This window comes from Neorhizobium sp. T7_12, from assembly GCF_002968535.1.
GTDB classification, from domain to species: domain Bacteria; phylum Pseudomonadota; class Alphaproteobacteria; order Rhizobiales; family Rhizobiaceae; genus Neorhizobium; species Neorhizobium tomejilense.
Genome location: NZ_PVBK01000003.1, coordinates 363,327 through 375,677 on the forward strand (window position 1 = coordinate 363,327; position 12,351 = coordinate 375,677).

Consider the following 12,351-nt stretch of genomic DNA (forward strand, 5'->3'; position numbering starts at 1 on the left):
ATTCAGTAACCGCGCTGCCGATCGATCAAGCCGACCGGGTCGAGCCCGGCGCGTAGCCGCTTGATATTGTCGATGACGGCGCGCGCGGCGGTATGCGGCTGGGTGATGCTGGCAATATGCGGGGTGAGCAGGATGCGTGGGTGATGCCAGATGGGATGGCCAGGCGGCAGGGGTTCCGGGTCGGTGACGTCGATCACGGCGCCGGACAGGTGCCCGCTGTCGAGTGCAGCGAGAAGCGCGTCCTGGTCGAGCTGGGGACCACGTCCGACATGAACCAGTCCAGCGCCCGCCGGCAACCTGGCGAAAAGCTCCGCGTCGAGAAAACCGCGGGTCTCGTCGGTCAGCGGCAGGAGGCAGATCAGTACATCGGTCTCGGCAACCATGATCTTCAGACCATCATCGCCGGAGAAACACCTGACACCTTCAATCTCTCGCGCGGACCGGCTCCAGCCGGACAAGGGAAAGCCGAAGGGTTTCAGCCGCTCAAGCACGGCCTGGCCGAGATTGCCAAGCCCCAGGACGCCGATACGGCGCTCTCCCGCCTGAGCCTGCGGCAGGACCTTCCAGACCTCCGCCTGCTGCTGCGCCAGATAGGCCGCCAGGTTGCGGTGGAGCGACAGGACGCCGAGGACCACATATTCCTGCATCATCCGCACGATGCCTTCTTCGACCATGCGCACGATCTTCACCTCGTCAGGCACACTGGCGGCGCGGAACTGGTCGATACCGGCGCCGGTCGAAAACAGCACTTCGAGATTGCGGTAACGCGCCAGATTTTCCGGCACCGTCCAGGTCATGAGATAGCGCACCCGTTCGGGATCCACGGTCGCCGGATCCATGGAGAATGGCAGGTCCGGGACTTCCCGAGCAAAGGCATCCTGGAAAATCCGGCCGCGGGCCGCATCGGAATTGAAGAGGAATGTCATGGTCGGGATACGTTCCTGCTCATTGGAGTTTTGCGCGGCAATGCCGACCAAGCGCTTCAATCATCGCCTGGCAGTCGTCGAGTTCGCTCGCCAGAATGAATTCATTGGGTTTATGGGCGCGGGCGATGTCGCCAGGCCCGCAGATGATCGCATCGATGCCGGCGCGCTGGTAGAGACCTGCCTCCGTGCCGTAGCTGACAGCCGCCAGCGGCTCGGCCCCCGTCAGATCTTGCAAAAGACCGGCGAGGGGAGAGGTTGGCGCCAGCAGCAGCGCCGGATAGGCGCTGAGAACCTGCCAGTCGACATCGAAGCCCTTCATCGCCAAGGCTTCGGCAACCGCCCGCACCGGGGCAAGCAGCGCTTCGGGATCGACCGAAGAGATGGCGCGGGCTTCCAGTTCAAGACTGCAGATTTCGGGTATGATGTTGACCGCCTGACCGCCACGGATCGTGCCGATCGATAGAGAGGAGTAGGGTGGCTCGAATTCTGCCTCGAACGGTCCGCGGGAAAGACCGACGGCCGCGGCAACCGCAGCCTGCTGCACGTCCGTCATGGCGTGGATCGCGTTGAGGCCGAGATCCGGACGGGATGAGTGGCCCGAACGACCCTTGAGCGTCACCCGGGCTGCCGCCTTTCCCTTATGGGCTAGAATGGCCCGCATCCCGCTCGGCTCCCCGATGATCGCACCCAGCGGCGGGGCACACAGGTCCCGCAACCGCGCGAGAAGATGCGGCACGCCCCGACAGCCGGCTTCCTCGTCGTAGGAAAAGGCAAGGTGGATCGGGCGGGAAAGCGGAGTGGCGAGAAGCGCGGGCACGGCTGCCAGAGCGGTCGACAAAAACCCCTTCATATCGCTTGTTCCGCGTCCGTAAAGCCGGCCTTTCTCGTTCCTCAACGAAAAGGGATCGCTGTCCCAACCCGCCTCGGCGGCCGGGACCACGTCCATATGGCCGGACAGGATGTAGCCCGGCCGATCGACTGGACCGATCGTGGCAAAAAGATTGGCCCGGTCGCCTTCAGGCCCCGGCAGGATATGCGCGGCGATCCCGAAGGATTTGAGATAGTCCGCAATCCATTCGATGATATTGCCATTGGGCGTGCCAACGACCGAGGGAAAGCCAACCAGCTTCTCCAGGATGTCCAAAGCGCGCATCGACTGTTCCCGCCTCTAAAAAGCCATGACCTCGTGGCCGCCACACCTTGCTTTTGCAGGGCATGCGAACCAATCCTGGCAGGCAAGGTTAGAGGCAGAAGAAACCAATGGCTGCCGAAAGTGGACGCGATACGGTCAAATCTTGTGTTCGGTTTCGCTTCAGCAGTGAAATGTTTCGCGGGATCTCGACTAACGTGACTGCCGGGATATCCGAGCGGTTCGCCCCAGGAGGATATACGATCTCGGCTGGATAATGATGGATAGTGAATTACCAGGAACCTTGAATGTCGATAACTTCGAGATGCGCTTTGCGGATATCTCGAGTGTCGAAATCTCCAAGCTGCAGGCTTTGTCGATCTCGGTGGGCTGGCCCCACCGGGCAGCCGACTGGCAGCATCTGCTCGACATCGGGAAAGGATATGTCGCGCTTGACGAGATCGGCCGCGTGGGAGCCTCGGGCATGTGGTTTCCCCATGGCGACGGCTTCGCCACGTTCGGGATGCTGATTACCTCGCCGCGGCTGCAGACCAACGGCGCGGCCAGGTGGTTGATGAAACGGATCATGACAGACTGCGGCCGCAACCGCATTCGTCTCAACTCGACGCGGGAAGCCCAGCGGCTTTACGCTTCGTTGGGATTGAAGCCGAAGCAGACGGTTTATCAGTATCAGGGCACAGCGATCGCGCCGATGGCGCTTCCGCCTCTGGAGAAGGGGCTTGTTTTGAGGCGGCTGGACCGCGGCGATCTCGACACGGTCATCGCCTTCGATGCTCCAGCCTTCGGTGCTGATCGAAGCCTGCATCTCCTGCGATTGTTCGAGAGTTCGATCTGTTACGGTCTTTACCAGGGCGAGCGGTTGCGCGCCTTTTCGATGCGCCGGCGCTTTGGTCGGGGGCATGTGATCGGGCCGGTGGTCGCCGGCAACGACGAGGACGCCATCACGGTGACCCACCCGCATATTGCCGCCCATGCCGACGGGTTCCTGCGCGTAGATACACATTTCGATAGCGGCCCATTTGCCGCGCTCATCCAGCAGTGCGGGCTCAGCATCTACGCTACCCTGACGACGATGGTGACCGAGGAGGTAGCCGGCTACGGCGCCGGACAAAATGGCAATGCGAGGGTTTATGCCCTGGCTTCGCATTCCCTGGGATGAGCCTTCGTCTGTGGCGGCTCCGACAGACGAAGCCGTATGGAAATTCGAACCGGTCCACTCCAATGACCGTGGCCGGAACTTGAGCGAAGGGCGAGAAGCAACCTCTTCCATCCTGGCTTTGACCTCAGTCGAGAAATAGAGCTAACATCCGGACAGCGGCGGCGGCCTGTCGGCTGGGGAACGCCCTGTGAACGGAGATGCAGATGAGGCGCGCGCTTTTCCTCCTGAAATTCACGACGATGATGATCGGCACGGTTTGCCCGGCATCCGGCGTCTTTGCAGGCGCTCAGCCGGTTCTTTGGAGCGCCCTGCGGCCTGCGGATCAATCGAGGTTGGATGCTGCCCTCCCGGGCATGGCGTCCAGCCGGCCCCAAGGAGAAACGCTTGCCTGGCGTGACGAAGCCCGGACTGTGGAGCTGACCGGGTTCATCCTGCCGGTCGACCAGGACGGCGAGAACGTCTACGAGTTCATGCTGGTCCCCTGGGCGGGAGCCTGCAGCCACAGCGCGGCGCCGCCGCCGAACCAACTGGTGCATGTGGTCGCTGCCGAGCCGTTCCATCTTTCGCGAGTTTATGAAGTCGTCACCGTGACGGGAAATCTGCGGCCCGGTTTGGACAAGGCCCAGCTCTTCATCATGGACGGGGTCCGCGTCCTCGACTACGGCTACAGCATGAGTCAGGCCCAGGTGGCAAAGGCGACCGGCTTCGTGGACCCGGACCTGAAGACCATCTCGCCATTGGGGGTTCTTGCGCGATAAGCGAACCGCTATCGCCAACGGCGGCAGGGTCCTCCATTCTCCCGAATGGATGTGAAAGCCGGGCCTTCGACCAGCGTCACGCTCGATCGTCATCAAAAAACCCGTTGAGCAAGACGGTGACCAGGGCGATCGCGGCGCCTGGCCAGATCATCAGCATTGGGTGGTCGAAAATGAACATGCGGTATTCAAACAGCATCGATCCCCAATCCGGCTTCGACGGATCGGCCCCGAGACCGATGAAGGCGAGCGAGGCATAGGCGACCGCCGCAAGTCCCGCCTGGTTGCCGACATAGGCGTACATCAGGGGCAGGGTGTTGGGCAGTAGATGCCGGGCGATCATCCGCAAGGGTGCAACGCCCAGGCTCCTCGCTGCCAGGATGAACGGCTGGCCAAGCACCCGCTGGCTCAGCGAATGCGCAAGCAGCGCATGCGGACCGATGCCGGCCAGACCCAGCGCCAGTCCGGCGCTGAGCGGCGAAAGGCCAAAAATCGCCGCTGCTGTCAATGCGACGATGAGCGTCGGCACCATAACGAAGAATTCGCAGAAGCGCAGGATCACCGTTTCGCGCCAGCCGCCAAGGACGGCGGCGGCGGTGCCCAGGAGGGTGCCAAACGAAAAGCCGATGGCACCGACCGAGAGGATGACGCAGGCCGTCCGCCACCCGCCGGCCATGATGCGCGACAGGAGATCGCGACCGAGATGATCGGTGCCGAGCGGATGGCTGGCGGTCATGCCGGAATGGCGGGCAAGCATGTCCACCGCATCGGGGTCATGTGGCTGCCAAAAACCGCCGACGCAGAGAAAACCGGCGAGCGCCGCGAGCATGATCAGCCGGGGCATCAGGCGAGACGCGGATCGAGAAGGCGCATGGCGAGATTGGCGCCGGCATTCATCACAAGCATCCAGATGGCGATGACCATGACATAGGCCTGCAGCACCATCTGGTCGCGCGCCGCGATGCTCTGCACCAGGAACTGGCTGATGCCGGCAAGGCCGAAGAGGATTTCCATGGTCGCGGTGCTGCCGATCACCCAGCCGGCTTCGGAACGGACTGCCGACAGGAGGGCATAGAGCGCGCTGCGGTGGCCATGCCGCCAGAGAGCCTGCTTTTCCGACAGGCCCTTGGCAAGCGCCGTGCGGAAATGCGGCTGGCCGGCGGTCTCCTTCAGGTCGCGCCGATAGACGCGGGAGAGAACGGCAACGGAATGCAGCGCGATCAGCAGGACCGGCAGGACGATCGTGGTCCAATCATTGGCGAAGGGTCTGAGCCAGCGCAGCTGCACGCCGAGCACCCAGAGAAGAACAAGGCCAAGCCAGAAGGCCGGCACCGCCTGGACGAAGATCGACAGAGCCCGGCTCATCCGATCGGCAGTGCCCCCGGGATAGGCCGCCGCGAAAAACCCGAGCGGAACCGCCAGCACGATCGCCAGCGCCAGGCCGGCGAGACCGAGCGACAGCGAAACCGGCAACCGCTCGGCAAACTCGGCAAGCACCGGCTCTCCGGTCCGGAAGGAGCGGCCCCAGTCGCCGCTGAGGAAATCCGCCAGCCAATGCAGATACCTGACCGGCAGCGGCTGATCGAGCCCCCACTCCGCCCTCAACGCGGCGACGGTTTCCTCCGTCGCCGGCAGGTTCCAGACACGAATGGCGATCGCGACCGGATCGGCCGGCATCAAGGTGATGACCGAGAAAGAGGCGAGCGAAACCGCCAGCAACCCCGTTATCGATTGTATGCCGAACCGGGCCAGTCGCATCACGTGGCCTACTCCGCCTCGCCGATATCGGCGCGCAGGACGTGGTAGTCGGATCCCCACGGCTCGTAGTTCTTCAGCCGCTTCGACAGGCCGACATACCACACGGGCGATACCAGGAAGGAGGCGGGCGCATCGGCGAAGAGTTTCTGCTGGGCATCCAGCGCGATCGCCACCCGCTTTGCCGGATCGCCCTCGGTCGCAAATCGGTCGAGGATCGCGTCGAAGTCCGGCGCGGCATATTTCGCATGGTTCAGCGAAGCGCCGCTTCTCAGCATCGAGTTCAGGAAAAAGGCGGCGTCGCCGCTCGGGGCCGTGTGCTGCGCCCAGAGCGCGATGTCGAAGTCGCCGCCCGAAGCGACCTGCTGGATGTTCTCCACCACCTGCGTATCGACCGCGATGCCGATCTTGGCGAGTTCCGCCTTGACCACCGGCAGCATGGTGACGAGATCCGGGCGCTGCGGATAGGTGATGACCAGCAGGCGCAGCGCCGTGCCGCCCTTTTCGCGCATGCCGCCACTGCCTCTGGCCCAGCCGGCTTCGTCGAGCAGCGCGCCGGCCCTGGCTAGATCGGTCGGGCGTGCCTCCTGGCCGGCAAAGGGGAAATAGGCGGCGTAGGCACCGGTGGCCGGTTCGCCGCCGTTGATGGCGGCTGCAAGCTCCTTGCGGTCGAAGGCCAGATCGATCGCCCGGCGCACCTTGACGTCAGCCAGCAGCGGCCGGGCGGTATTGAAGAAAGCAAGATACTGGTACCCGACCGGGAACGATTTGATCGTCAGGTCCGGATTGGTCGTGAGCCGGCTCACGACCTCCGACGGCAAGCCGAAGGCCATGTCGAGTTCGCCGGCTTCCAGCGCCAGCGTCAGGGTCTGGGCATCACCGAACTTGCGGAAATTGACCGGCGAACGCTGGTCGGCGCCAGCGAAATGCACGTTGGGCTCCAGCGTGATCGAGGCATCCGTCTTGAAGGCGGAGATCCGGTAAGGACCGCTGAAGACGGCATTGCCGGCCTCGGTGGGTTTGTAGGCAATCAGCGGCCATTCGGCGAAGAGTGCCTGAATGAACGGCACCGGCTTTTCGGTCGTCACCTTCAGCGTCAGGTCGTCGACCGCCTCGAAGCTCAGCTTGCCGCCGGTCGCGAGCGCCGCCTTGTTGTTGGCGAACGTGGTATCGAAACCGGCTGCCAGTGCCCTCGCGGTGACGGGCGTGCCATCGGAGAACAGGCGGCCGGGTTTCAGGGTCACGGTCCAGGTCAGGTCTGCGATGCGCTGCGCCTTCTCGGCCAGCTCCGGCACGAGCTTGCCGTCCCGATCAACGGTGAAGAGGTTCTCGCCGACGCCATGGCTGACCAACGCCCAGCCGTTCGACCCCTTGGCCGGGTCCGTGCCGCTGGTGATGTAGGTGGCTCCGACGCGAAGCGGCTCGCCTGCGAACACCGTGCCTGCGGCGGCAAAGGTGGCGGCGGTGAACCAGGCGGCGGCCAAGCGCGATAGCGTCTGTGACGTCAATTCTCTCTCCTGTTGTTCTGTTCGGATGGGGTGCGAAGCCGCTGCTTGCGGCCCGTTGGGTGATAGGCGAAGTTCTCGACGATCCGGCCGCCAAGCAGGTGCTCGCCGACGATCCGGTCGATCGCATCTTCGGTGACGCCGCCGTAATAGGTGCCTTCCGGAAACACCTGCAGCACGGGCGCCAGACTGCAGGGACCGAGACAGGTGGATTTTGCGGTCATCGTGCCGTCGCCGGCAGCGCGCAATTTCTGCCGCTCCTGTTGGTTGCGCAGATGTCCCCAGATCACATCGGCTCCGGCCGCGTTGCAGGGGCCGCCCTGGCAGACGAGTGCGCGGCGTTTCTGGGCTGGCACGAGTGAACCTTCGATGACGGGTGGGTTTTCGGTTTTCGGGACATCCAGCTCCTCGGCCGTCTCCAGCAGTTCGCCGAGAAGCTGCGCCATCAGCGTGCTGGAGGCGATATCCTTGGCGACGGACAAGGCCGGCCAGGGGCGGCTGTCGGCGGCCTTCCAGCGCGTCAGCGATTTCGTTAGCCAGATATGGAAGCTCGGCTCCATGGGCAGGACGAGCGGCACGATGACGACGGTTTCGACATCCTCGTCGAGCAGATTGGACAGCGCTTCGCGCAGCGAGGGGGTTCCCTGTTCGGTAAAGGCGAACCGCACCGTTCCGGCCCCGGTCATGCCGGCCGCAAGTTTCGCGAGCCGCTGCATTTCCAGATGCGGCGATGCCGCAAAGGCGGATTTGGCGATCAGGAGGACGGCGCGCCCGGATACGTTCTGGGAAGATAATCCCTGTGTTTTCACTGCCTTCGTCTCACTCAAGGAGGCGGCAGCAAAAATGAAGGTTGCGGCAGGCACGATGGCCCGACGGAACCGTCATTCCTGTGGCACACCCCGACCACGGAACTTCTATCGTCAGGCAGGTCTCCTGGCTCGCGGGTCAAAGCCTTCATCGTCCGTCTTCCCGGCATTGACTGCCAGTGACATGTTGGACGAACGGCTCACCGCTCACAGTTGCGGGACAGCTCCGGTTTTTACCGGATTCCCTCTTAGCTTCCATCGCGGGATGGAAGAACCTTGACGCCGCCAACCTACACTCCCGCTGCCGACTGTCAACGGCGCCGCTTCATGCAGCATCACGCGGCTGGTCCGGAACTGCCGTAACAATTCCGGACCAAGGTTATTGCATCAATGCGATGCTCCGGAGCCGCCGACGGCAACGATCGTAAAGGGTTTTCCTTCGACGGGAATCGTCCGGACCTCCTTCAGGCTCTCCGCATCGACAACGCGAACCAGCGAGTGCCGCGGATCGGTAATGACGATATGGCCGTCCGCAACGGCAAGACGCGGCCGCGGATCACGCCAATGGCCGTCCTTGCTGTAGGGCTCGGTGACCTTGGCTTTGCGAACGATCTCGCCCTTGATCACGTCCAGCACATGAAGATCACCGTCCTCCGTCAGGATGTAGGCACTGCGCGGCGTTGCTGGGTCCAGCAGGAAGTCGACGCGGCGGGTGGGCAGGGCGATCAGCCGGAAGTGCTTCTCGGCATCCGGATCGATCAGGACGATTTTGTCCTCGCCGTAGTTGCCGAGGAAGAACTGCATCGCCTTGCCACCAAGCAAGGTTCCGGTGCTGCCCTTTGGCAGGTCCGCCGGGTAAGCGAGCATTTCCAGCTTCGGGCCATCGATGCCGCCGGGCCGGGCAACGAGAACGCCTTGCTTGCAACCGAAGGCAACCAGCCGGGCCGAGGTGGCCTCGCCGTGAAGATCGGTGCATTTCGCGACCTCGCCGAACTGCTTGCCCGCCTCATCGACGACGCGAAGACCGACCCTCGGCGGCAGTTCGTCGGGCTTGGTTTCGATTTCAGTGTTTGGGACCGACACAAGCACGAAACGACCCATCGTCACCGCTACGCCGTGATGCGGCTTCGTCGTGTCGACTGTCTTCACGTCAGCCCTGCCTTCGAGCAGAGCTGTTTCGTCGATGATATCCGCCTTGCCGCCTCGATCGTAAAAGAGGACCGCATGGTCGTCGTGCGGAACGACGTGGAAAGGACGCTTGCCCTCGAAAGTCACGGGCAGCAACCCGACCTCGGAAACCTCCAGATCCCGATGCTCCCCGTGATCGGAGAAATCGATGCCAGTCCTGATGACGTGCACGATGTCATGATCTGACTGGGTAACGAATACGGTCTGGCCGGACGCGCTGGCGGTCAGGGCCGCAGGCCCCTTGACGTCATAGCGGCCGAGTTCCTTGCCGTCCTCGAAGTTGATGGCACGCACGACGGGGTTCGTGTGATCGCCGACAAACAGGCGCCATGCCTCCTTCGTCTCATGATCTTCATCGGCAGACGCTCCGGACGCCGCGAAGATAAGACCTGATGCGACAGCAGCTAGCAGACGATTTGGAGTGAGGGACAAATTCATGAGGTCTCTTCCTTATTGTTTGAACTTTTGTCGCGCCGAGAGCCTATCCAGCATATGACTATGTACGTTATATCGTTACATTCAACGTCGAGGATGTAATAACATTACATAGGCGGCCGTTGTCAACCCCTGCGAGGGCGACATTTGCCTGGTTCACGCTGGTAGGGCATGCAGCCTGCGGGTTTGACGCGGCAGGACAAATGGACCTCAAAGATTGCCTGGCGGCAGTCGGCCTTGCCGCTCGAGGAAAATCCGTCGTTGCTGACATAAAACTCTTACATATCGGGAGGAAATCTGCCGGGCGGGCCGTGGGACTTGGCAAACGGAAGAGGACCTTCTCCGATGACGACATTGCAACAGGTGGCGACACGAGCCGGATGTTCGCTGGCGACGGCGAGCCGGGCGCTCAGTCGCAACGGCAATGTCAGCGACCGCATGGCCCGCAGGGTCCGTCGCGCGGCGGCAGAACTCGGGTATCGGCCGATCAATTCGACGGCCGGCAGGCCCGGGCAACGGCCGGTCGTCGGCGTGCTGATCCCCAGCATCACCAATCCCGTTTTCGCCTCGTCGCTTTCCAGCATCCAGAACCGCATGCTGGTCGCCGGCCATGGCGTGCTGATCGCCCAGTCGAACTACGACCCTGCCCGCGAGGCGGACGCAGTCGCCTCGCTTCTCAACGACCGGCCGACCGGGCTGATCCTGACCGTCTGCGATCCCGCCACAAGCGTTGCCCTCACATCCTCGCTGCCGCCAACCGTGCTTCTCAACAACATGCCGACCTCGCTGTTTCCGGCCGCCGTGACCGTGGACAATCGCGGTGCCGGCCGGGAGCTGACGCAGATGCTGATCGGTCTCGGCCATCGACGCATCCTGTTCGTCTCCGGAAATTTCGCGGCCTCCGACCGCGCGCGTCGCCGGCATGAGGGTTATCGCGATGCGATGAACAACAATGGCGTTGAGCCCTTGGGAGCGGTCGAGATTTCCTTCCTCAACGGCTACGACCAGCTCGATCTCAGCGTGGCGCTCGCGACCGTGTCGCCGACGGCGATCATTGCCTCCAACGATCTTCTCGCGCTCGGCGTTATCAGCGCGCTGCGGCGCGAAGGACTTTCCGTACCCCGTGACATTTCCGTGGCCGGTTTCGACGGGATCGCCATTGGACGGCTGATGGACCCGCCGCTGACGACGGTGGAGATGCCGGATGCGAGCATGGGGGCAGCGGCGGCCTCGCTGTTGCTGGACATGGCCGAGAATGCAGCACCCCCCCGGCATCTCGACGTTGGCTATATGCTGCGCCGGGGCGGCACGGTGCGGGCAATCCGCTAGCGCTTCGTGCAAAAGGAAAACCGCCGCTTCCGATCGGAAACGGCGGCTCGTCGTGCGGTTGGGCCGGGCTGACGCTTAGCTGCGCGGCAGCAATCCCTTCACTTCGGAAGCGGCATCCTCCAGCGCTTGCCTCGGGGTGGCCTGCTGTTCGACGATGCGCGACAGGTTTTCAACGATCGCCTGGGTGACCTTGACGCCGTTGGTGCCCGGGAAGGCGTACCAGGGAACCATGCGGTCCATCTGGCTGAGGCCGGCGACGAAGAGCGGGTTTTCCTTGTAGAAATTGCCGAGGTAGTCCGGCGACTTGGCGGCAAGCGCATTGTTCGGAACGTAGCCGGTGCCCGGAACGACGACGGAGGCGCCATACGGACCGGCGGCGAACTTGGCGAACTTCCAGGCGGCCTGCTGCTTTTCGGCATTGCGGGCAAGGATGACGACGGCATTGCCGCCGGTCGGCAGCTTGCCCTTGACCGGATCGATCAGCGGGATCTGCGCGGTGCGCAGGTCGAACTTGTCGCCGACGCTCTTGATCGTGTTGCGCAGGGCGCCAGTCGTCTTGAACTCGATGCCGACCTTGCCGGCGAAGAAGGCCTGTTCACCGGCCTGGGCGGTGAAGACCGGCAGGCCGCCCTGCTTGACCATGCGGTCGAGCGTTTCGACAGCCTTCAGGCCTTCCGGTCCGGCGAAAGCGACGGACTTTTCGTCGGCGCTCAGCATCTGGCCGCCGGCGCCGAACAGAAGTGCCGAGAACATCCAGTCGTCACCCTGCCAGCGGAAATCGATGCCTTCGACGCCGTTGCCGAGCGCCTTGATCTTGGCGCCGAGCGCGATGACTTCGTCCCAGGTCTTCGGCGGAACGTCCGGATTGCCGCCCGCAGCCTTCACGAGGTCGGCATTGTAGTACATGATCGGGTTCGACGTGGCGAAGGCGAGGCCGACCTGCTTGCCGCCCACCTGCGCGAGCTTCAGGATGTTGCTCGAGAAGCCGAGCTTGTCCATGTCGCCTTCCTTGGCGATGAACGGGGCGAGATCGACCGGCAGGTCGCGCTCCTGAACCATGCGCAGGCGGTTGAGGCCGATGAAGGTCAGGTCCGGCATTTCCGCCGTGCCGGCCTGGCGCATGATCAGCTGGATGCCTTCTTCATAGGTCGCGGACGGGTTGGCGAACCGGATCTTGATGTCCGGATTTTCCTCCATGAACTTCTTCGAGATCGTGTCCATCACGTCCTTGAAGAAACCCGGCATCGGATAATGCACGGTCAATGTCGTTTCGGCATGGGCCGGAAGCGACACCGTCATGGCAATCGCCGCGGCGGCGAGGATGTTGGTGAGATGCTTCATCG

At 63.2% G+C, this 12,351-nt stretch carries 11 protein-coding genes and 1 riboswitch; of the genes, 3 read left to right on the forward strand and 8 right to left on the reverse strand.

Annotated elements, in window-relative coordinates; all coding sequences use genetic code 11:
• Positions 1 to 2: 2 nt before the first annotated feature.
• Positions 3 to 926, reverse strand: coding sequence for a glyoxylate/hydroxypyruvate reductase A (locus tag C5J26_RS10715; protein ID WP_105401871.1), 924 nt, complete (start codon positions 924 to 926; stop codon positions 3 to 5).
• 19 nt (positions 927 to 945) lie between these two features.
• A complete protein-coding gene (gene argE, locus C5J26_RS10720) occupies positions 946 to 2,079 on the reverse strand; it encodes an acetylornithine deacetylase (RefSeq protein ID WP_105401733.1) in 1,134 nt (377 codons plus the stop codon).
• A gap of 280 nt (positions 2,080 to 2,359) precedes the next feature.
• On the opposite strand from argE, the gene C5J26_RS10725 reads away from it, so the two are divergent.
• Together C5J26_RS10725 and C5J26_RS10730 are read left to right on the forward strand one after the other, a co-directional pair.
• Positions 2,360 to 3,235, forward strand: coding sequence for a GNAT family N-acetyltransferase (locus tag C5J26_RS10725; protein WP_245441138.1), 876 nt, complete (start codon positions 2,360 to 2,362; stop codon positions 3,233 to 3,235).
• Between the two features lie 203 nt (positions 3,236 to 3,438).
• A complete protein-coding gene (locus C5J26_RS10730) occupies positions 3,439 to 3,993 on the forward strand; it encodes a DUF3299 domain-containing protein (RefSeq protein WP_105401734.1) in 555 nt (184 codons plus the stop codon).
• 76 nt (positions 3,994 to 4,069) lie between these two features.
• Here the strand turns inward: C5J26_RS10730 and C5J26_RS10735 are convergent, their stop codons facing one another.
• The 5 genes from C5J26_RS10735 to aztD all read right to left on the reverse strand — a co-directional run bounded on the left by C5J26_RS10735 (position 4,070) and on the right by aztD (position 9,682).
• Complete coding sequence (locus C5J26_RS10735) at positions 4,070 to 4,834, reverse strand: ABC transporter permease (RefSeq protein ID WP_105401735.1); 765 nt, start codon at positions 4,832 to 4,834, stop codon at positions 4,070 to 4,072.
• Positions 4,834 to 5,748, reverse strand: coding sequence for an ABC transporter permease (locus tag C5J26_RS10740; RefSeq protein WP_245441153.1), 915 nt, complete (start codon positions 5,746 to 5,748; stop codon positions 4,834 to 4,836). The genes C5J26_RS10735 and C5J26_RS10740 overlap by 1 nt, the downstream gene beginning before the upstream one ends.
• A gap of 8 nt (positions 5,749 to 5,756) precedes the next feature.
• Positions 5,757 to 7,253, reverse strand: coding sequence for an ABC transporter substrate-binding protein (locus C5J26_RS10745; RefSeq protein WP_105401737.1), 1,497 nt, complete (start codon positions 7,251 to 7,253; stop codon positions 5,757 to 5,759).
• The gene (locus tag C5J26_RS10750) at positions 7,250 to 8,059 is read right to left on the reverse strand and encodes a (2Fe-2S) ferredoxin domain-containing protein (RefSeq protein WP_245441139.1); all 810 of its coding nucleotides are present in this window, start codon (positions 8,057 to 8,059) and stop codon (positions 7,250 to 7,252) included. Before C5J26_RS10750 ends, C5J26_RS10745 begins: the two co-directional genes overlap by 4 nt.
• 96 nt (positions 8,060 to 8,155) lie before the next feature.
• A riboswitch (cobalamin riboswitch) is annotated at positions 8,156 to 8,350 on the reverse strand.
• A 93-nt stretch (positions 8,351 to 8,443) separates the two neighbouring features.
• Positions 8,444 to 9,682 (reverse strand): zinc metallochaperone AztD, encoded by a 1,239-nt coding sequence (aztD, locus tag C5J26_RS10755; protein WP_105401738.1) that lies wholly within the window; start codon positions 9,680 to 9,682, stop codon positions 8,444 to 8,446.
• A 342-nt stretch (positions 9,683 to 10,024) separates the two neighbouring features.
• Between aztD and C5J26_RS10760 the strand changes: the two genes are divergently transcribed.
• Positions 10,025 to 11,008, forward strand: a complete 984-nt coding sequence (locus C5J26_RS10760) for a substrate-binding domain-containing protein (protein WP_105401739.1) — start codon at positions 10,025 to 10,027, stop codon at positions 11,006 to 11,008.
• A 75-nt stretch (positions 11,009 to 11,083) separates the two neighbouring features.
• On the opposite strand, the gene C5J26_RS10765 is transcribed toward C5J26_RS10760, so the two are convergent.
• Positions 11,084 to 12,349, reverse strand: a complete 1,266-nt coding sequence (locus C5J26_RS10765; protein WP_105401740.1) for an ABC transporter substrate-binding protein — start codon at positions 12,347 to 12,349, stop codon at positions 11,084 to 11,086.
• Between the last annotated feature and the right edge of the window lie 2 nt (positions 12,350 to 12,351).